The sequence below is a fragment of the Dyella kyungheensis genome, from assembly GCF_049913195.1.
Classification (GTDB): Bacteria; Pseudomonadota; Gammaproteobacteria; order Xanthomonadales; family Rhodanobacteraceae; genus Dyella; species Dyella kyungheensis.
The window spans coordinates 4,774,256-4,794,226 of sequence record NZ_CP183983.1; the positions used below are offsets into that span (position 1 = coordinate 4,774,256).

Genomic DNA, 19,971 nt, shown 5'->3' on the forward strand with positions numbered 1-19,971 from the left:
AATGACGAGCGTGTAGGGTCTGGCTTGGCTGGTGCTCAGCGGCTGACCGCGGCCACCGCGTTCACCACCGTATCAAGATTCGCGCGGTTCAACGCCGCCACGCAGATACGGCCGGTGCCGATGGCGTAAATGGCGTACTCCTCGCGCAGGCGGTCCACCTGGGCCTTGCTGAGGCCCGAGTAGGAGAACATGCCAGCCTGCTGCTGGATGAAGCCGAAATGCGGCGCACCCGCCGCGGCCAGCTTCTCCACCATGCCGGCACGCATCGCGTGGATGCGCTCGCGCATCTCGCCCAGCTCCTGCTCCCACATGGCCTTCAGCTCGGCGCTGCCGAGCACCGTGGACACCAGCAGGCCGCCGTGGGTGGCCGGGCTGGAGTAGTTGGAGCGGATGGTGCGCTTGACCAGCGACTGCACGCGCAGCGCTTCGTCGCGCGTCTTGCCCACGACGGACAACGCGCCCACGCGCTCGCCGTACAGCGAGAACGACTTGGAATACGAGTTGGCGACCACGAAGGCGTCGATGCCAGAGGCGGCGAACAGGCGCACCGCGGTGGCGTCGGCGTCGATGCCTTCGTCGAAGCCCTGGTAGGCCATGTCGATGAAGGGCAGCAGGCCGCGCTCCTTCACCAGGTCCACCACCTGCTGCCACTGCTCGGCGTTGAGATCCACGCCGGTCGGGTTATGGCAGCACGCGTGCAGCAGCACCACCGTGCCCGGCTCCAGCTTGCCCAGGTCGGCCAGCATGCCGGGGAAATCCAGGCCGTGCGTGGCGGCGTCGTAATAAGCGTAGTCGACCACGTCGAAACCGGCCGAGCTGAACACCACGCGATGGTTTTCCCAGCTCGGGTTGCTGATCGCGATCTTGGCGTTCGGCAGCACCTTCTTCAGCAGGTCGGCGCCGATGCGCAGCGCACCGCTGCCGCCCACGGTCTGCGAGGTGGCCACGCGGCCAGCGGCCAGCAGCGGCGAGTCTTCGCCAAACACCAGTTTCTGCGTGGTGAGGTTGTACGCCGGCAGGCCGTCGATGGGGATATAGCCGCGCGGCTTGGCTTCCTGCGCCAGCTTCTGCTCCACCTGCTGCACGGCGCGCAGCAGCGGAATGCGGCCCTGCTCGTCGTAATAGATGCCCACGCCCAGGTTGACCTTGCCCGGACGGGTGTCGGCCACGAAGGCCTCGGTGAGTCCCAGGATCGGATCGCCCGGGGTCATTTCAACGGATGCAAACAAAGAGTCTGACTTCATGTGTTGAGTACTCCGCGCAGGGAGCTGTTTGCGCGCATGGCAAGGAAGAATGAAGGAGTGTATGTCGATACACGACTGAGTGATGACGCCGCCATGCGGGCAAACAGCCCCTGCCCGGAGGGTTGCGTCTGAATTGCCATCAGACAGCCACCCATGGCTCGACTTGACACCCAGTCAAGCGCTTCGCCACGGGTGGCTGTCTGATGGCAATTCAGGCGCAACGCGGAGCACTCAACACATGAAGTCAGACTCTCGAACACGGCGTTACTCGATTGACTGTGGATTCAAGACTCGTCCGGCGCACCGGCAAGCCACTCGTGCGCATCTGCGCGGGCGACACCTTCGCGCGCGCCGAGCGTGGCGAAGTCGAACAGGTTTCGATCGGCGAGCTGGGAGGGCTGCACACTGCCCAGCGCGCGGAAAATATTCTCGGCGCGGCCGGGTTGGGTTTTCTCCCAGTCCTCCATCATGCGCCTAACTGCCTTGCGTTGCAGGTTTTCCTGCGAACCGCAGAGATTGCACGGAATGATGGGGAACTGCCGCTCCCGCGCGTACTCGGCGATATCGCTTTCCCGGCAGTACGCCAACGGGCGGATCACCACATGGCGGCCATCGTCCGAGCGCAGCTTGGGCGGCATGGCCTTGAGTTGCGCCTGATAGAACAGGTTCAGGAAAAACGTGCCCAGGATGTCGTCGCGATGGTGGCCCAACGCGATTTTGCTGATCCCGTTGGCGGCCGCCCACTGATACAGCGCGCCGCGCCGCAGGCGCGAGCACAGGCTGCACATGGTCTTGCCTTCGGGGATCACCCGGGTGACCGTGCTGTAGGTGTCCTGCTCGATGATATGGAACGGTACGGCGCGCGCGGTGAGGTATTCCGGCAGCACATGCGCGGGAAAGCCCGGCTGCTTCTGGTCCAGGTTCACCGCGACCAGCTCGAAGCGCACCGGCGCCTTGGCCTGCAGCGACAGCAGCACGTCCAGCAGCGTGTACGAGTCCTTGCCGCCGGACAGGCACACCATCACCTTGTCACCCTCTTCGATCATGTTGAAGTCGGCAATCGCCTGGCCCACCTGATGGCGCAGGCGCTTGGCCAGCTTGGCGGCCTCGTAGTGCTGCTTGCGGGTGGCGTCGGGCTGGGCGGACATGGTCGGTCGGGAACGGGACGGCCTCCCATTGTAGCGATCTGACCGCCCGGGGTCCGGCGGCGTTACACTGAGAGTGTTTTCCCCAGCCAGTCGCCCGTCATGCAGGTCCAGGACCAAGCCGAGATAGCCCATTTGCTGGCCGAGTTGCGCGTCGAACACCGCGACCTCGATGTGGCCATCGAGCACCTGGCCGTGTCGCTCAGCCGCGACGAACTGCAGATCACCCGCCTGAAGAAGCGCAAGCTGCTGCTGAAGGACCATATCGCGCGGCTGGAAAGCAAGCTCATCCCCGACCTGGACGCCTGAGCGTCCCCTCTCCGGAGTACCGATGTCCGCGCTGACGCCTGTCCTGCTGGAAGACGCCTTCGTCGCCCTCGAACCCCTCACGCCAGACCACGCCCCGGCCCTCGAAGCCGCCGCGGCCGACGGCGAACTGTGGACGCTCTGGTTCACCAGCGCACCCGCGCCCGGCGAAGCGGCGGCGTACATCGCCAAGGCGCTCGACGGTCAAAAGGCCGGCCTGATGCTGCCGTTCGCGGTGCGCGAGAAGACCAGCGGTGAGATCGTCGGCACCACGCGCTTCTACGACTCCGTGCCCGATCCGCGCCGCATCGCCATCGGCTACACCTGGTATGCCAGGCGCTGGCAGAAGAGCCACCTCAACACCGCCTGCAAGCGCCTGTTGCTCCAGCACGCCTTCGAAACGCTGGGCTGCGTGGCGGTGGAATTCCATACCGATCACCGCAACCTCGACTCCCAGCGCGCCATCGAACGCCTCGGCGCGCGCCGCGAAGGCGTACTGCGCCAACACAAGCGCCGTCCGGATGGCACGCTGCGCGACACCGTGTGCTTCAGCGTGATCGACAGCGAGTGGCCGGATGTGTCGCGCTGGCTGGCGATGCGCCTGGAGCGGCTGGCGAACTAATCGCCATCCCCTTGTGGGAGCGCACTTGAGCGCGACTGCGGCGCCATGCCGTTTCCGCTTCGTCGGGCCGTCGCGCACAAGTGCGCACCCACAAAAGGGCCCCCAAGGCTTCAACACACCCCATGCTTGAATCTGTAGGAGCGCACCCTGTGCGCGACCGCGCCGCCATGCCGCTCCCGCTTCGTCAGGTTGTCGCGCACAGGGTGCGCTCCCACAGAAAATCCGCGGCCGTCAAAGCAGCCGATTGACCAGGCGATCCAACCGCACGCGCCGCAGCCGACGCAGCAACTTGCGCACCTCCGGCGGATAACCGCGCGCACCGGGAAGATCGCGGTAGTGCGCAAGCCGTGTCGCATGGCTTCGCAGCGCCTGCCACTCGGCCTCGTGTTGTGCCACCAGCTTGCGCCACGGGTCACGCAGCAGCAGGCCGTTTTCCAGGTCCAGCGCCCAGGCGCGCGGATTGAGGTTGTTGCCGGTGAGTACGGCCGTCTCCTCGTCCACGAACAGGCCCTTCAGGTGATAGGTGTTGTCGCCGTCGCGCCACAGCCACAGGTTCAACTGTCCGCTGTCGATGGCGCCCTGGTGCGTGCGCGCGAAGCGACGCAGGTTCGCTTCGTACAGGTACGGCAACAAGCCGATGCGGCTGAACGGCTGCTCGGGCGGAATATAGAAATCGTTGGCGGTCTTGTCGCCGACCATGATGTCGAGCTGGCAGCCACGCCGCAGCAGGTGACCGATCACCACGCGCACCTGGCGCGGCAGGTTGAAGTACGGCGTGAGCAGGATCACCCGCTTCTGCGCGCCGCGTAGCAAGCCCAGCAGCGTTTCATTGAGCGCATTGTCGTTGCGCCCGAAGCCGGCGAGCGGAATCACCGTGACGTCGCCCTGCCGCGGCAACTCGTCGGTGCCGGTGTACTGCGCCTGTTGCAGCGACTGGCGCAGGCGGCGGATCGGCTCCTGCAAATCGCGCGAGCGCGGCTGCGGCATGCGATCGAGTCGCGGCACCGCATCGCTATCGCGGAACTGGCCGTCCACGTAGGCGGCCATGCTGTCGGCCAGCGCCTTGTGACGGATCAGGTGATAACGGTCGAGCCGGTAACGGCCATGCCTGGCGAGATAGACATCGTTGATGCTGGCGCCGCTGTAGAGCACGGCATCGTCGATGATGAAACCCTTCAGATGCAGCACGCCGAACAACTCGCGCGTCTGCACCGGCACGCCGCGTACCACTACGCCCTCGCCCAGGCGCTGCGCGTAGTCGCGGTACATCGCCGCATTGCCTTCGCTGTTGCCCTTGCCGATCAGGCCACGGCGGGCGCGATGCCAGTCGACATAGACCTCGATGGAAAGGGCCGGATGCGCGGCGCGGGCCGCATGCAGCGCCTCGATCACTTCGCGGCCTGCATCGTCGTCCTGCAGGTAGAGCGCCACCAGCACGATGCGGCGCTGTGCCTTGGCAATCAGCGCAAGCAGGGTTTCGCGGAACGCCGCCGGACCCGCCAGCGTGGTGATCGCCTCGGCAGGCGCGGCGAAGCTCACATGTCCGGACAGATCGAGCTCAGGGCGACGCCGCAGGGACAGCAATCGGCGGGCAAGGCTTCGTGGCGAGGGCAGCGGTCGATTCATAGTGGGGCATGGTATCAATCCAGCCCCATGATGGAGGAGCATTCGCCTGCGCGGCCGCAGTGTTTCGTGACTTTTATGTCAAACGTCACGCACGCGCGCACCCATGGCACTGCTATCGCGACGTTCGCTCGTCATCGAGCACACGCCGCGGCTGCACGTCGATGCTCACCGTCATGCCCGCCGAGAGAATCAAGCCCTTCGGTTCGCTGGCTTCGTCGATATCCACGCGCACCGGCACGCGCTGCGCCAGGCGTACCCAGTTGAAGGTGGGATTGACGTCGGCCAGCAGGTCGCGCCCGGTCGGGTTGTCGCGGTCGGTGATGCCGCGCGCCACGCCGGTGATGCGCCCCTTGAGATGGACGCCGCCGCTGAGCATGCGGATGGTCACCGGATCGCCCACGCGCAGATTCGGCAGCTTGGTTTCCTCGAAATAGCCGTAGATGTAGAAGCTGTGGCGATCGATCAGCGCCAGGCGCGGACTGCCGGTTGCCGCATAGTCGCCCACGCGCACGTCGAGGTTGGTGACGTAGCCATCCACCGGCGCGCGCACTTCGGTGCGATCGAGATCGAGCTTGGCGCGATCCAGCGCCACCTGCGCCTGCACCACCGCCGCCTCGGCCTGCTCGCGCGCGGCATTGGCCTGATGGCCGCTGGCCTGCGCCTGCTCCCACACGGCGCGCGCCGTCATCGCGGCGGATTTGGCGTCGGTGCGTTCTTCCTTCGGCACCACCTCGGCCAGTGCCTGGCGTCGCTGCGCCTGTTCCTGGCGCATGTCGTACTCGGCCTTGCGCGCGGCGGCGCTGGCCAGCACGGCATCGATGTTCGCACCGGCGGCGCGCGCGGCGGCCTTGGCGGCGTTGAGATTCGCTTCGGCCTGCTGCTCGGCGATCCGGAAGCGCTGCGGATCGATCTCGAACAGCACGTCGCCCTTCTTCACTTCCTGGTTGTCGATCACCGGCACGCGCGTTACCAGGCCGGAGACGTCCGGGGCGATGCGCACCACCTCGGCGCGCACGCGGCCATCGCGTGTCCATGGCGCATACAGGTAGTGCCGCCACAGCGCATGGCACAGCACCATCGCCACGATGACCACCACGGCCGTAAGGGCGAAACGCAGCACAGCTTGAGGTTCGAGTTTCATAGGTCAGGGATAGAGGAGTAGGCCAGCGGCGCCGAACAACAGGAAGAACACGGCCACGCGAAACAGGGAGGGATGCCACACGTAGCGATACAGGCCGTAGCGGCCGATGATGGTATCGATGAGCCACAGCACCAGCAGACAGCCCAGGTAGATCAGCAACAGGCCCGGTACCAGGGCATCGGCAAGGGCGATTTCACGGGGCATGGGCGATCTCCGCGGTCTTGACGATGTAGGGAGCGAGCGCGGACTCGTCGTCGCGCAACGCCGTGCGCAACTGCAGCAGGTCCGCCAGCGCCGGCTGGCAGCTGGCCCGCGCCTGCGGCAGTGTCTGCGTGGTGAGCGTGATGGCCTGGTCAACGGCGCTGTCGGCAGCCGTCCAGCGCACGCTGTCGGGTGCGTCGTAAAGATCGGCCAAGGCATTGACCGCGTGTTGCATGGATTCCCTCACCGGCGGGGGCAGCCCTTCATGCAACATGTCCTGGCGCAATTCGATCACCGCGCGACCGCCATCGTGCACGGCGAGCGCCCATGCAAACAGCACGCGCGATTCCTCGCTGCCCGGCCGGGTGAACTGCACGATCTGCTGGTAGAGATCGCGATTCACGCTTTCGAAGCGATAGAGAATGCCGTCCATCGGCGCGGTGGCGGCAAACACGACTTGCCGCCGCAACTGCACCAACTGGCGGCGCCGCAACCACTGCGTGCCGATCACGGTGGGGATGATCATGAAGGCCGCGCCACTCATCATCAGGCCGAACAGTGCGGCGATGCTGTCGTTGAGGAAGCGCTCCGGCGCGTAGACCATCGGGTTCTTCAACGCGAGGATATAGGCGAAGCCCAGCGAATAACCCGCGCCCACACCCGGCAAGGTCGCGTTGCGCGTGGTGAGATACGGCCCTAGGGCGAGCAACGGTGCGGTCACCAGGATCAGCATGACGAAGCCGTCGCTGCCCGGCATCAATTCGAACACCACGAAATACGCCGCCACCAATCCCACCGCGTAGGCGACCCAGGTATTGGCGGTGGCCACCAGCGGCGATGGCGACGTGGCCAACAGCCCGCTGAAGACCGTGGCCAGCAGCAGCGCGCTAAGGCCGAAGGTCCAGCCGGTTTCGATCCAGAAGATGCTCAGCGTGGCCATGGTGAAGAACGTGCGCACGATGGCAATCAGCGGTGAGGCGTAGTCGTTGGCGCGCTTGAAATCCACGCGCTCGACCGATCCGCCGGCCACGCCCTGGGTTTCGCGCAGGCTCGCTTCCAGCGAGGTGAAGTCGCGCAGCTCGGCCGCAAAGCGACGCACCAGGGTGGTACCGCTATCGAACTCGAGCAGCAGGTTCGGATCCTGCCGGAGATCCTCGCGCAACTCGGCGGCGAGCGCCGGCAGCTTCGCTTCGCAGGCTTCCAGGCGCGTGGCCAGCAAGCGCGGGATCGGCTTCTCGGTGGGCGCGGGACTGAGCGCTTCGCCAATGGGCGCATACAGTTTGATCAGCGCCGCTGCCGTGCGCGGATGGTTGCTGCGCTGGAGTCGATTGATCAGATGGTGCAGCGACTGGAAGCTGGTCGCGGCCGCCATGTAGCGCAGGTTGAGCAACTGCATGCGGCTGCTGCGCGCGCGCACCTCGGGATCCTCGAAGATCACCGACGAGCGAAGATCCTCGATCTGCACCGCCGCACGCACGAAGCGCAGATGCGCCTTCTCCATGTCCGCCCGCGGAATGGCACCGCCGAGGCTGCCGCGCGCGAAGTCGATGAAGTGCTGGTAGTGCTCGCGCGAAATGCGCCGGAGCAGGTCGCGCAAACGCATCGGCAACACCACATCGCTGACCAGGCCGGAGACGATGATGCCGAGCATTACCTCGCTCACGCGCGCCACCGCCGAATCGAACACCGCCGTGGGATGGTCGATCGCCGGCAGCACCACGATGAAGGCGGTATAGCCGGCCAGCACGAAGCCGTACGAGGTGAAGTTGCGGTACAGCACGGCGCCGCCGGCACACAGCGCGACCCAGATCGACATGCTGAGCAGGAACAGTTCGCGCTGCTGCGGAAACGCCGCCATCAGCAACACGCCGAACAGACTGCCGGTGCAGGTGCCCAGGGCGCGATAGAAACTCTTCGCCAGCACCGTGCCGCTTTGCGGATGCATCACGATGGCGACGGTGATCATCGTGGTCGCCGGCTGTTCGAGCTGGAACACCATGGTCAGCCAGGCGGCGAGATAGAACGCCAGCAGGCTCTTCAGCACGAAGATCCAGGCGTGCCCCTCCTCCACGGCGAACTCGCGCAACCACGGCGGGTGGCGCCATGACGCAAGTTCAGTAGGCACCGCCGACATGGTCAAACGCTCTCCCTTCGGTCCAGTCGATCGAGGAACTTCTTGAGCAGGCGTTCCAGTTGCGCGATGTCGCGCTGAGCGATGCCTTCCACCTGCTCTTCCAGCAGCGCGCATACATCGGGCAGGAAGCTTTCGATCAGCGCCACGCCGTCGTCGGTCAGCGTGAGCGCGACCTTGCGACGATCCTCGTCGCTCGCATTGCGTGCAATCAGACCTTTGTCGGCCAGCTCGTTGGTAAGTCGCGTGATGTTGGCGAGCTTCTCACCGGCGGCGTCGGCCAGTTCGGTGGGATGCATCGTGTTGCCCTCGGTGCCGTAGAGCATCATCAGCAGGTTGTATTCCGGATGATTGATGCCGTACGGCCGCAACATCGCATTGGCGTCGTCGTGCACGCGCTTGTAGATGTGTCGGATCAGGCGGATGAGCACGGCCGGGTCCCGCGGAAAGGCGGGATAGCGCTGGCGGGTCACCGTCAGGCGTTGCTCGGTCGGAAGGAAGCTGCTCACGGCGCACGCCTTAATTAGTACATATATGTAATATATACATGTGAATTTTATGCCGGCCCCGGGCGGCATGCAAGAGCGTCGACCTGCGCACGTGAAAAAGGCGCCACGAGGGCGCCTTTCGGGCTGCTTTAGCCGGGTGGCTCGCCCGTCGCCCCGGTCATCGGCCGGGACGGGAGCGGCACGCGTTGGCGGCGTCCGCTTAGTTGTTCTTCACCGGGTAGGTCTCGAACCCACTCGGCGTGGCACTCCCGGGCGCCGCCGGGTTCGGGTTGGCCGGATTCGCCGGCCGACCCGCCGGTGCCAGCTGGGCATTGCCGCACTGGTAGGCGCCCCACGGCTGCGAGCCGTCGGTGGGTTCGCCCAGCGGCTTGATGGTGTCGGCGTGCATCTTGGCGGCTTCGTTGCGCGCCATCACTTCCAGCTCGTCGCGCACCTTGATGTCGTTGCGATCGATCGGGCCGACGTGATCCATCACCGACACCGTGACCTTGCCCAGGTCGCGGCAGGAGGACACATCGCCGCTCCAGGCCGTGCGGACGTTCTTACCGGCATCGTCCAGCGTGATGCCGTAGGTGCAGGCGCCGAGCAAAGCGATGGGAACGAGCAACAGCAGGGTCTTGCGCATGGATAGCTCCGCGATGTGGAAATGAAGAAGCCGGGCGGTCTCCCGCCCGGCCTCCATCCTAACCCGGGGACGTGAACAGCTCCCCACATAATCTCACGTTTACTTCGACGGTTTGGCCGCCACCGGCTTGCCGTCGCCGTCGATCACCTGCACGTCGCCGAGATTCAGCGCGCGCACCGGCTGCTCGATCTTCTTCAGGTCGCCCACGATCACCCAGGTGAGCGCCTTGGGCTGGATGATCTCCTTGATCGCGCTTTCGGCATCGGGCTGGGTCACGGCTTCGGTGCGGGCCTTGAGCGTCTGCACGTAGTCGTCCGGGCGGTTGTACTGGACGATCTCGTTCATCGCGCTGAGCACCTCGGCCGCCGTCTCGAAGCTGCCCGGCAGACCGCGGACATTGGAGTCCTTGATCTTGTTCACTTCCTGCTCGGTGAGCGGACGGGCGGCGATCACTTCGTTCGCTTCCTTGGCCACTTCGTGCGCGGACTCGGCGGTCTTGTCAGTCTGCACCGGGGCGTACATCAGGAACGGACGCTGGCCGATCGCATCGCGCATGAAGCTGAAGGCACCATAGGCCCAGCGCTTGTCCTCGCGCAGGTTCATGTTGAGGCGCGAGGTGAAGCTGCCACCGAACGCGCCGTTCGCCACATCGATGGCCAGTTCGTTCGGCGCCTTGCTGGAAGGCGCCAACAGACCCGCCAGGATCAGCGACTGCGGCGCATCGGGCTTGTCGATCAGGAACACGCGCGGCTTGGCCTGGGCGGCCACGCTGGCGATGTTCTTCTTCGGCACGGCACTGGACGGCGCCTTCCAATCGCCGAAGGCGGCATCGAGCTGCGGGATGATCTGCTGCAGCGTGGTGTCGCCGGCCACCAGGATCTTCACGTTGTCCGGACGCAGCCAGTCACGCTGGAAGTTGGCGAGATCCGACGCCTGCATCGACTTGATCGCCGCTTCCGTACCCGAGCCGGTGAACGGGATGCCGTAGGCGTGGTTGGCGCCGTACAGCAGCGGCGGCAAGGTACGCAGCGCCAGCGCGGTGGGTTGGGTCTTTTCCTGCGCGATGCCGGCCAGCCACTGGCCGCGGATACGTTCGATGTCCTCGGACTTGAACGCCGGGTTGCGCACGATGTCGGCAAACAGCGCCAGCGAGGGCTGCAACTGATCGTTCAAGGCATTGAGCGAGGCCGAGCAGGCGTCCAGGCCGCAACCGATGCGGGTGACCGCGCCCAGGCGCTGCTTGCGCTTGGACACTTCCACTGAGTCGAGCTCCTTGGTGCTCTCGTTCATCAGCGTGGTGGTGAAGCTGGCGGTGCCGAGCTTGCGGCCCTGGTCGGCGGCGTAACCGGCGTCGAACATCAGCTGCACATGCGTCACCGGTATGGTGTGGCGCTGCGCCAGGATCACTTCGATGCCGTTCTTGAGCTTGCCGCGCTCCAGTTCGGGGAATTTCAGGTCGGGGAACTGCGTCACCTTCGGCACGCCGCTGCTGCGGTCCACCGCGCTCTTGGCCACGGTGTATTCATGCTTGGCCGGCAGCTTGGCGGCGGGGCGGCCTTCCTGCGGACCCAGCGCCACCACCTTGGCGTCCTCGGTGTCCGGATTGAAGTCGGCGCCGGCAGGCAGCACGGTCAGCACATAGTCGCCCTTGCTGAGCCACTTGTCGGCAGCGGCCTTGACGCTCGCCGGCGTGGCGGCGTCGGCGCGCTCCAGGTCCTTCTTGTAGGCACCCGGATCGCCGCGATAGACCTGACCTTCGGCCAGGATCACGGCCTTGCCACCGTCCTTTTCCAGGCCGCGCACGAAGCCCGCGCGATTGCCGATCTTGGCGCGTTCCAGCTCATCGGCGGTGGGGCCGTCGGCGAGGAATTTCTTCACCTCTTCGGCAATCACCGCTTCGACCTTGGCCTGATCCACGCCTTCCTTGATGTCGGCCTGGATCTGGAACTGGCTGGCCAGCGCGAACGGCGAAATGCTGGCCGAGACGTCATCGACCAATTTGTCCTGGTAGACCAGGCGCTGGTACAGCCGCGAAGTCTTGCCGCCGCCGAGCACGGTGGAGGCGAGGTCGAGCTGGATGGCATCGTCGGTGCCCAGCTGCGGCACCACCCAGGTGCGGTAGACGCGTGGCTGCGCCACGTGATCGTGCTGCACGCCACGCGTGGATTTGCCCAGCGGGGTGATCCACGCCTGCTGACGCGGCACCGGCGGACCGGCCGGGATGTCACCGAAATATTTCTCGGCCTTGGCCTTGGCTTCCGCCACGGTGATGTCGCCGGCCAGCACCAGGGTGGTGTTGGCCGCGCCGTAGTAATCGTGGAACCACTGCTTCACATCGCCCAGCGAGGCGGCATTGAGGTCTTCCATCGAACCGATGGTGTCGTGCTGGTACGGATGGTTGCTCGGATAGGTGTTGGACAGGATGTTCTGGTCCACCCGGCCGTACGGGCGGTTTTCGCCCTGGCGCTTCTCGTTCTGCACCACGCCGCGCTGGGTGTCGAGTTCCTTCTGGCCGATCGCGCCGAGCAGATGGCCCATGCGATCCGACTCCATCCACAGTGCCATGTCGAGCGCGGTGGTCGGCACGGTTTCGAAATAGTTGGTGCGGTCGAACCAGGTGGTGCCGTTCATGTCGGTGGCACCGGCCAGCTCGAACGGCTGGAAGTACGTGCCCTTGTGATTCTCCGAGCCGGAGAACATCAGGTGCTCGAACAGGTGCGCGAAGCCGGTCTTGCCCTTGGGCTCATCGCCCGAACCCACGTGGTACCAGATGCTCACGGCTACCACCGGCGCCTTGTGATCCTCATGCACCACCACGGTCAGGCCGTTGGGCAGCGTGAAGCGGGTAAAGGCGATGTCCGGAATGGCCTGGGTGGCTTCGGCAGCGGCAGCCTGGGGCAGCGCGATCGCTGGCAAACCGGCCGACATGCTGAGCACTCCGGCGACGAGTAGGGCGAGGGGCTTTCTTGCCATCACGACACTCCTGTTTTCTTTGACGAATGAACGTTCCGAGGCTAGCCACGGCCCGAAACCTTGGCAAATGACCAATGGCATGGTGGACAACCGCCACGGCGCTTCGTTCGACGCAAGAACATGTAACGGGGACGACACATCGTCCGGACAGGTGTCCGCAGCTGTCCGGCCACGCCCGGCCGCTGTCCGCGGACAACCAGACTGCGCCGGCCATGCCGGATAATTCTCAACAAAGACAACGATTTGCGGACGATCGAAGGCTTGGCACGGGGCTTGCCATAGGTATATCGCAGGACTACCCCACCTTCATCGGAGACATGATCATGAAATTCGAAGCCTTGATGCTGCGCAGCCTGTTCGTCGCTTGCCTGCTGGTGTGTGGACTCGTGTTGAGCGCCATGGTGAACGCCTCGCCCGAAGCCATCCGCCTCGCCGCAGCCGGCAGCGCGGGCCAGTTGATCGCCCCGACCGCTTGCGCCCTGCCGCCCGACGGCGTGGTGTGCCCGCGCCTCTCCAACGGTTGAGCACGGACGCTCACCGTTTTACGGGCCTACGGATAGACCCGATAATGGCTGGATGCTGCACGTCATACTCTACCGACCGGAAATACCGCCCAATACGGGCAACGCCATCAGGTTGTGCGCCAACACCGGCGCCTCGCTGCACCTGATCCGCCCCTTGGGCTTCGAGCTGGACGATGCCCGCCTGCGCCGCGCAGGCTTGGACTATCACGAATACGCGCAGCTGGCCGTGCATGACGACCTCGCCAGCTGCCTCGAAAGCATCGGCCAGCCACGCGTGTTTGCGTTTTCCACGCGCGGACGTGTCGCGCATGTGGATGCACGGTTTGTCGAAGGGGATGCGTTGTTGTTTGGCTGCGAGACGGCGGGACTGCCGTCTGATGTCCTCGACTCGCTTCCCGAAGCTCAACGCCTGCGTCTGCCGATGCGGCCCGACAGTCGAAGCCTCAATCTCTCCAATACCGTCGCCATTGCGGTGTATGAGGCGTGGCGGCAGATGGGGTTTGTCGGCGCCGCGCCGTAGTGTGCTTTCTTTAGTCGTCTCGCTTTTTTGCGGTGCACGTCACTTCTCCCTCTCCTCACCGGGGAGAGGGCCGGGGTGGGGCGGGTGCTCGCGGGAACGCTGCAAATGAAGCAGCTCAACATCAGCCCCACGACCCGACCCGCTACAATCGACGACATGACTGCCCCATCCCTCATGTCCCTGCTGCCCCGCCCGATGCGCACCCTCGCTGGCCGCGCCTTGGAAACCGCGCTCAATCACACGCTGTCGCTCGACCCTGAAACGGCCACGCGCCTATCCGCGCTCGACGGCCGCAGCGTGCAGCTGCATTTGCGCGGTCCGGAGATTGCCCTGTCGGTGACGGTGGAAGGCGAACGACTGAAAGTCGGTCCGGCGCAGGACGACAACCACCTGCGCGTCGCCGCCACCCCGGGCAGCCTGCTCGCCATGCTGGTGAAGCGCGACGACGAAGGGGTGGCACCGGGTAAGGTGGAGATTGCCGGCGACGCGGATCTCGCCCGCCGCCTGGAGAAACTCGCCAGCAAGTTCGCGCCCGATTTCGAAGAGGCGTTCGCCCGCACGTTCGGCGACGTGCTCGGCGTGCCGCTCGCCAAGGCCGTGCGCAACGGGCTCGCGCATGCGAAGGAAACCGCCAGCCATCTCACCACCGATACGGCCGACTGGTTGCGCGACGAAGCCCGCGTCGCAGCGGCGCCCGGCGAAGTGGAAGGTTTTCTCGATGGCGTCGACGATCTGCGCGAACGCAGCGAACGCCTCGAAGCGCGACTCGCGCGCCTGGAGCAACGCCTGAAGAAGGGACCTGCCGCGTGACGATGCCCCTGAAGGTGGTACCGCGCGTGATGCGCGTCGCTTCGGTGCTGCTCGCCTATCGCCTCGACGAACTGGTCGATGCGGCGCATCTGTTTCGCCCGCTCAAGCTGATCCGTCCGTTCGTGGCGCGCCCACGTACCGACGTCACGCATCTCTCGCGCGGCGCACGCTTGCGCCTCGCGCTGACCGAACTGGGTCCGATCTTCGTCAAGGCCGGCCAGGTGCTGTCCACCCGCCGCGACCTGGTGCCGGCGGATATCGCCGACGAACTGGCGCAGCTGCAGGACCAGGTGCCGCCGTTCCCGGGCAGCGAAGCGCGCGCCATCATCGAGCAGGAACTGAAGGCGCCGATTACCGCGCTCTACACCAGCTTCGACGAAACGCCTTTGGCCTCCGCATCCATCGCACAGGTCCACGCGGCCACCTTGCAGGACGGCAGCGCCGTGGTGGTGAAGGTGCTGCGCCCGGGCATCGACCAGCAGATCGAACGCGACATCAAGCTGCTGCGCTCACTCGGTGAATTGGCGCAACGCTGGCACCCCAATGCCGACAAGATCCGTCCACTCGACGTGGTCGCCGAAGTCGAGAAGATGCTGGAGAACGAGCTGGACCTGCAGCGCGAAGGCGCCAGTGCCAGCCTGCTCCGCCGCAACTTCGAGAGCGGCCAGGATCTCTACGTACCGGCGGTGTTCTGGGATTTCACCAGCGCGCGCGTGCTGACGCTGGAGCGTGTCTACGGGGTGAGCTGCGACGACATCGCCACCATCGACGCCGCCGGCATCGACCGCAAGGCGCTCGCCGTGAAAGGCGTGCGGCTGTTCTACGAGCAGGTGTTCCGCGACAACTTCTTCCACGCCGATGCGCATCCGGGCAACATCTGGGTCGACACCTCGCGCGTCAACGATGCGCGTTTCATCGCGCTCGATTTCGGCATCATGGGGTCGTTGCCGGAGCAGGACCAGTACTGGCTGGCGCAGAACTTCATCGCGCTGTTCGAGCGCGACTACGCGCGCATCGCGCAGCTGCACGTGGATGCCGGCTGGATGCCGTCCACCGTGCGCATCGACGAACTCACCGCCGCCGTGCGCACGGTGTGCGAGCCCTACTTCACCCGTCCGCTATCGCAGATCTCGCTGGCCGAACTGGTGGTGAAGCTGTTCCAGACCGCCCGCCGCTACGAACTTACGCTGCAGCCGCAGCTGATCCTGCTGCAGAAGACCCTGCTCAATATCGAAGGCGTCGGCCGCATGCTCGATCCGGAGATCGACATCTGGGCGGTGGCGCATCCGGTGCTCAAGCGCATCCTGCGAGAGCGCTACAGCCCGCGCCGGACCTTGCGGGAAGTGCGCAAGCGCCTGCCCGAATGGTTCCACGCCGCTCCGCAGTTCCCCGAACTGGTCCGCGATGCCTTGCGGCAAGTGGCCAAGGGCGAGCGGCACACGGTAAGCGATCAGGCGGAGCTCTCGCAGCAGCGCGACGAGGCGCAGCGCACGCGGCGGGCTTTGTCGTTCGGACTGTTGGGTTCGAGCTTGTTGGTGGGCAGCGCTGTACTTTGGACGCAGGCGAGCGAGCACAGCCTATGGCAGGCTCCCGTCGCTGCCGTGATCGGTTTGCTCGCCTTTGTGGCAGGCTGGCCTAAGCGCTAATTCCCCCTCACCGTCATTCCGGCGCAGGCCGGAATCCAGTGGCCGCAGTTCGCGGTTGTCGCTTCGGTCTCGACCGGTAGGCGTGATCGCGAGAACCTAAAGTGATCGCCACTGGATTCCGGCCTGCGCCGGAATGACGTCTTTGATGAAAGGCACGGGAATCTCGTGCTGCCTGGATCGTTCATGCTCGACATCCTCTACCAAGACGACGCCCTCATCGCGGTGAACAAGCCTGCCGGCCTCGCCGTGCATCGCTCCAAGATGGTCGGCAACGCCGAGGAGTTCCTGATCGACCTGCTGCGCGAACAGGTGGGCGGTATCACCTATCTCGCCCATCGACTCGACCGCGCCACCAGCGGCGTGCTGCTGGTCGCCCGATCTTCGGAAATCGCCGCTGCGCTCGGCGAGCAGTTCATGGGGCGCGACGTGCACAAGCAGTACCTGGCCGTGGTGCGCGGCTGGCCGGAGCCGGAAGAAGCGTTGATCGACTATGCCCTGCCCGGCTCCCGCGACAATGGGCCGCGGCGCGAGGCACGCACCGGCTACCGGCGCCTGGCCACGGTGGAAGTGCCGATCGAACTGGGGCGTTATCCCCAGCAGCGGTACGCCATGGTGCTGGCCGAGCCGCAGACGGGGCGGTTCAGACAAATCCGCAAGCACATGGCGCACATCCACCATCCGATCATCGGCGATTGCCAGCACGGCCGCAGCGATCACAACCGCCTCTACAAGCAATATTTCCGCTGCCACCGCATGCTGCTGCATGCCTGGCGCCTGAGTTTCGCGCACCCGCTCAGCGGCGAGCCGATGCGCCTGGAAGCGCCGCTGGACGCCGCTTACCAGGGCCTGCTCGAGCGCTTTGGCTGGGCCCTGCCCGCGTTGTGACGCACCGCGTCGTGGCGGTATGTCACGCAGGCCCGCTAAACTTTGCGCATGCTCACGATCAGCCGTTCCATCGTCCTGCCCGAGACCGAGTTGACTGAGCGTTTCCTCCGCGCAGACGGTCCCGGCGGCCAGCACGTCAATCGCACCGAAAGCGCCGTCGAACTGCGCTTCGACGTGGCGCACTCACCCTCGCTGCCCGAACCGCTGCGCGCGCGCCTGCTGGCCCGCCGCGATCGCCGCCTCACCGATGAGGGCGTGCTGGTGATCCAGGCGCGGCGTTTCCGCGATCAGGGCCGCAACCGCGAGGACGCCCGCGACCGCCTGGTGGAGATCATCCGCGCGGCGCTCGTGGTGCCCAAGGCACGCATCGCCACCAAACCCACCCGCGGCTCCAAGGAGCGCCGGCTCGCCGGCAAGCAGCAGCGCGGCCAGATCAAGCAAACACGGTCGCGTGACTGGAGTCGTGAATGAGCACCCCGATGCTCCCCCCTGCCCCGCCCGAAGCTCCCAAACTCAAAAGCAGGTTCTGGCCATGGCTGGCGCGCTGCCTGCTGCGCCTGTCCGGCTGGAAGCTGCTCGGCGAGCTGCCGAACGAGCCCAAGCTGATCATCATCGGCGCGCCGCATTCCTCGTATTGGGATGGCTACTACGGCCTGCTGATGAAGATCGGCCTGGGCGTGGACATCAACATCATGATCAAGCGCGAAGTGCTGGACGGCCCACTGGGCATCATCCTGCGCCCGATCGGCATGATCGCGATCAACCGCAGCGCCGCGCTCAACGTGGTGGGCCAGATGGTGCAGCGTTTCCAGGAAAAGGAACGCATGTGGCTGGGCATCACGCCCGAAGGCACGCGCAAGAAGGTCAAGCAGTGGAAGTCGGGCTTCCTGCGCATCGCCCACGACGCCAACGTGCCGATCCAGACGCTGTTTCTCGATTACCCGAGCAAGACTTTCAGGTTCGGCCCGGTGGTGCGCGCCACGGATGATCCGGATGCGGACATGGCGAAGATCCGTGCGCTGTTTACTCCGTATCGGGGCAAGCATCGCAACGCCAATGGATAAGAGATCTGGGATCGATCGGCAGTGGACAAGCACCACCGACTTTCATCCGGATCTACAAGCGTTCAAGCTCTCCGGCTTCGATCAGCTCGGTCTAGCCTGCTCGATACCTGCTGCAGACGGTAAAAAAAGCGGAATTATGACCGCGAGTTCAACGATTCAACGTCCCGGAATGCAGGCCTCCAGGTATCGCCGTAGTTGATTAGTTCCGACCCTCAGTGCTTCCTCGCCTGATCTGAGATCGCGGCGTCACCGGCCTGACCATATTCATTTCATGACGGTGGACCTGTTCGATAGTACGAACCCGTGTCTCGTCCAACGTGATGATCATCTCGTAAATGATCAGCCACCCCGAGCGCCTGCTGCCCGTCGGCAGTTCGCGCCTTGCGAGCGCGATCAGGCTCAACATTAGCCGGAAATGCAGACGCCCGGCTCATGAGCCGCTGCACGGCACTAAGACGACTCCTACAAACAAGCGAGCCTTAGCTCTGCAGACGGAGCCAAACATCTCTGCAACGGTTAAGCCGTCTGTCGAGCAAGGCCTTGGGCTGGACTGTTAGCAAACGAACAGACCCCGAGGCGGCGGGTCGTTAGCGTCGATGGTGCATAGAGTGCCGGGTGGATTCCTGGCGTGCCTGGATGTCCAATGGATGGAGATTCGTTTGACTCAGCAAGCATTGTTCCGTCAGGAGGCAATCACGGCTCGCGCATCCGTCGCCATAGGGGCCATTCGTCTTTCCACGCCTCTCTCCCATCGTCTGTGGGCCTTGGTCGGGGTCTCACTCGCCGCCAGCGTCGCCGTTTGGCTGGGTGTCGGTCAGTACACCCGGCGCGAACGCGTCTCAGGCAGCCTGGTGCCAGACGCCGGCCTGATCACGGCCTCGGCGCACGTCCTCGGCACCATCACCGCGATTGAGGTCAACGAAGGCGCTACGGTGCACGCCGGTGACGCGATAGCCGCGTTCAGCACTGAGCGCAGCAGCACTCTACTAGGTGATACGGGCACCGAGATAAGTGCACAACTCCACCAGCAGCAGGCCCGACTGCAAATCGATATCGACAGCGCCCAACAAGTGGCCGACGTGCGGGCGCGCAACATGCGCATGCAAGACGCAGCCCTCGGACGCCAGCTCAATCAGGTCGACGGGCAAATAGCGATTGAGCGCCGGCAAGTATCCGAGCTCTCGGCTCTGTTATCCCGGTTCGAAGGCTTGGGCAACAATGGCTATGTCTCGGCTATCGAAGTTCAACAACAGCGCTCCCAGAAAGCCCTCGCCGAGCAGCAGGTCCAAGCCTTGACGCGCCAACGGGTGGAGTTGTTACAGCAGCGAGAGACGGCGCGCAACCAACTGGAGGAGCTACCGCTCACCACTGCCGCGACACTGAACAACCTTCACCGCCAATGGGCGCAAGTGAATCAATCCCTTGCGCAAAACGAGGCGGACCGAGCATCGGTATTACGAGCACCAGCCGATGGCGTGGTGTCCGCCGTACTGGTCAAGCGTGGCCAGGCCGTCGCGCCGGGACAGGCTGTGGTGTCACTCGTGCCGCTCGGATCGGCGCTTGAGGCGCAGCTCTGGGTGCCGAGCCAGGCCATCGGCTTTGTGCGCATAGGGACCTCCGTGGTGCTTCGCTACAACGCCTTCCCGTACCAAAAATTTGGCGCGCAACGTGGCACGGTCACGGCCGTATCGCGCAGCGCGTTGACACCTACCGAATTGACGGCCGTGCTGGGGCAAACCTCAGCCAGAGAGGCACTCTATCGCGTAGACGTGGCGCTGCCGGAACAATACATCAACGTCTACGGCCATCCTGAGCCACTCAAACCGGGCATGGCCGTAGAGGCGGATTTGTTGCTCGACAAGCGCCGCATGATTGAATGGATCTTCGAGCCGCTGTACGGGCTCGGGCGCCGCAACGCCACGGGGCGCTCATGACGCACCCCATGCCATCGCGCGATAAGGACTCGGTACAAGGCGCGCGCGGCCCTGCGGAGCCCGTG

The 19,971-nt window shown here is 65.1% G+C and carries 19 protein-coding genes; 10 read left to right on the plus strand and 9 right to left on the minus strand.

Annotated features, from left to right (window positions below; genetic code table 11):
* Nucleotides 1-35 precede the first annotated feature (35 nt).
* Both ACN9MB_RS21300 and ttcA read right to left on the minus strand, forming a co-directional pair.
* A complete protein-coding gene (locus ACN9MB_RS21300) occupies nucleotides 36-1,244 on the minus strand; it encodes an aromatic amino acid transaminase (RefSeq protein ID WP_426270226.1) in 1,209 nt (402 codons plus the stop codon).
* Nucleotides 1,245-1,528: 284 nt separating this feature from the next.
* On the minus strand, nucleotides 1,529-2,392 hold the full coding sequence (ttcA, locus tag ACN9MB_RS21305; protein WP_426270227.1) for a tRNA 2-thiocytidine(32) synthetase TtcA: 864 nt from the start codon (nucleotides 2,390-2,392) through the stop codon (nucleotides 1,529-1,531).
* Nucleotides 2,393-2,491: 99 nt separating this feature from the next.
* On the opposite strand from ttcA, the gene ACN9MB_RS21310 reads away from it, so the two are divergent.
* Both ACN9MB_RS21310 and ACN9MB_RS21315 read left to right on the plus strand, forming a co-directional pair.
* Nucleotides 2,492-2,698 carry a YdcH family protein gene (locus ACN9MB_RS21310; RefSeq protein WP_204634630.1) on the plus strand — a complete coding sequence of 69 codons (207 nt, stop codon included), beginning with the start codon at nucleotides 2,492-2,494 and terminating at the stop codon, nucleotides 2,696-2,698.
* Nucleotides 2,699-2,720: 22 nt separating this feature from the next.
* On the plus strand, nucleotides 2,721-3,317 hold the full coding sequence (locus ACN9MB_RS21315) for a GNAT family N-acetyltransferase (RefSeq protein WP_426270228.1): 597 nt from the start codon (nucleotides 2,721-2,723) through the stop codon (nucleotides 3,315-3,317).
* Between the two features lie 231 nt (nucleotides 3,318-3,548).
* On the opposite strand, the gene pssA is transcribed toward ACN9MB_RS21315, so the two are convergent.
* The 7 genes from pssA to ACN9MB_RS21350 form a co-directional block, all read right to left on the minus strand.
* Nucleotides 3,549-4,943, minus strand: coding sequence for a CDP-diacylglycerol--serine O-phosphatidyltransferase (gene pssA / locus ACN9MB_RS21320; RefSeq protein WP_426270229.1), 1,395 nt, complete (start codon nucleotides 4,941-4,943; stop codon nucleotides 3,549-3,551).
* Nucleotides 4,944-5,055: 112 nt separating this feature from the next.
* Entirely contained in the window at nucleotides 5,056-6,084 is a 1,029-nt protein-coding gene (locus ACN9MB_RS21325; protein ID WP_426270230.1) for a biotin/lipoyl-binding protein, read from the minus strand.
* A 3-nt stretch (nucleotides 6,085-6,087) separates the two neighbouring features.
* Nucleotides 6,088-6,288, minus strand: coding sequence for a DUF1656 domain-containing protein (locus ACN9MB_RS21330; RefSeq protein WP_204634634.1), 201 nt, complete (start codon nucleotides 6,286-6,288; stop codon nucleotides 6,088-6,090).
* Nucleotides 6,278-8,419, minus strand: coding sequence for an FUSC family protein (locus ACN9MB_RS21335; protein WP_426270231.1), 2,142 nt, complete (start codon nucleotides 8,417-8,419; stop codon nucleotides 6,278-6,280). The genes ACN9MB_RS21330 and ACN9MB_RS21335 overlap by 11 nt, the downstream gene beginning before the upstream one ends.
* Before the next feature lie 2 nt (nucleotides 8,420-8,421).
* Nucleotides 8,422-8,925 (minus strand): MarR family transcriptional regulator, encoded by a 504-nt coding sequence (locus ACN9MB_RS21340; protein WP_204634636.1) that lies wholly within the window; start codon nucleotides 8,923-8,925, stop codon nucleotides 8,422-8,424.
* A gap of 199 nt (nucleotides 8,926-9,124) precedes the next feature.
* Nucleotides 9,125-9,550: a DUF4156 domain-containing protein gene (locus ACN9MB_RS21345; RefSeq protein ID WP_204634637.1), complete on the minus strand. Its 426-nt coding sequence runs from the start codon at nucleotides 9,548-9,550 to the stop codon at nucleotides 9,125-9,127.
* A 99-nt stretch (nucleotides 9,551-9,649) separates the two neighbouring features.
* Nucleotides 9,650-12,523: a M16 family metallopeptidase gene (locus tag ACN9MB_RS21350; protein WP_426270232.1), complete on the minus strand. Its 2,874-nt coding sequence runs from the start codon at nucleotides 12,521-12,523 to the stop codon at nucleotides 9,650-9,652.
* Between the two features lie 323 nt (nucleotides 12,524-12,846).
* Here ACN9MB_RS21350 and ACN9MB_RS21355 point away from each other — a divergent pair, with 323 nt between their 5' ends.
* The 8 genes from ACN9MB_RS21355 (at nucleotide 12,847) to ACN9MB_RS21390 (ending at nucleotide 19,906) form a co-directional block, all read left to right on the plus strand.
* The gene (locus ACN9MB_RS21355; protein WP_204634639.1) at nucleotides 12,847-13,047 is read left to right on the plus strand and encodes a hypothetical protein; all 201 of its coding nucleotides are present in this window, start codon (nucleotides 12,847-12,849) and stop codon (nucleotides 13,045-13,047) included.
* Between the two features lie 52 nt (nucleotides 13,048-13,099).
* Nucleotides 13,100-13,567: a tRNA (uridine(34)/cytosine(34)/5-carboxymethylaminomethyluridine(34)-2'-O)-methyltransferase TrmL gene (gene trmL / locus ACN9MB_RS21360; RefSeq protein ID WP_426270233.1), complete on the plus strand. Its 468-nt coding sequence runs from the start codon at nucleotides 13,100-13,102 to the stop codon at nucleotides 13,565-13,567.
* Nucleotides 13,568-13,723: 156 nt separating this feature from the next.
* Nucleotides 13,724-14,377: a ubiquinone biosynthesis accessory factor UbiJ gene (locus tag ACN9MB_RS21365; RefSeq protein ID WP_426270234.1), complete on the plus strand. Its 654-nt coding sequence runs from the start codon at nucleotides 13,724-13,726 to the stop codon at nucleotides 14,375-14,377.
* A 2-nt stretch (nucleotides 14,378-14,379) separates the two neighbouring features.
* On the plus strand, nucleotides 14,380-16,023 hold the full coding sequence (ubiB, locus tag ACN9MB_RS21370) for a ubiquinone biosynthesis regulatory protein kinase UbiB (protein ID WP_426271959.1): 1,644 nt from the start codon (nucleotides 14,380-14,382) through the stop codon (nucleotides 16,021-16,023).
* Nucleotides 16,024-16,206: 183 nt separating this feature from the next.
* The gene (locus tag ACN9MB_RS21375) at nucleotides 16,207-16,908 is read left to right on the plus strand and encodes a pseudouridine synthase (protein ID WP_426270235.1); all 702 of its coding nucleotides are present in this window, start codon (nucleotides 16,207-16,209) and stop codon (nucleotides 16,906-16,908) included.
* Between the two features lie 48 nt (nucleotides 16,909-16,956).
* On the plus strand, nucleotides 16,957-17,379 hold the full coding sequence (gene arfB, locus ACN9MB_RS21380) for an alternative ribosome rescue aminoacyl-tRNA hydrolase ArfB (protein WP_204634643.1): 423 nt from the start codon (nucleotides 16,957-16,959) through the stop codon (nucleotides 17,377-17,379).
* Nucleotides 17,380-17,387: 8 nt separating this feature from the next.
* Nucleotides 17,388-17,972 (plus strand): 1-acyl-sn-glycerol-3-phosphate acyltransferase, encoded by a 585-nt coding sequence (locus tag ACN9MB_RS21385; RefSeq protein WP_426270236.1) that lies wholly within the window; start codon nucleotides 17,388-17,390, stop codon nucleotides 17,970-17,972.
* A gap of 647 nt (nucleotides 17,973-18,619) precedes the next feature.
* Nucleotides 18,620-19,906 (plus strand): HlyD family secretion protein, encoded by a 1,287-nt coding sequence (locus tag ACN9MB_RS21390; RefSeq protein WP_426270237.1) that lies wholly within the window; start codon nucleotides 18,620-18,622, stop codon nucleotides 19,904-19,906.
* The last annotated feature ends 65 nt before the right edge of the window (nucleotides 19,907-19,971 follow it).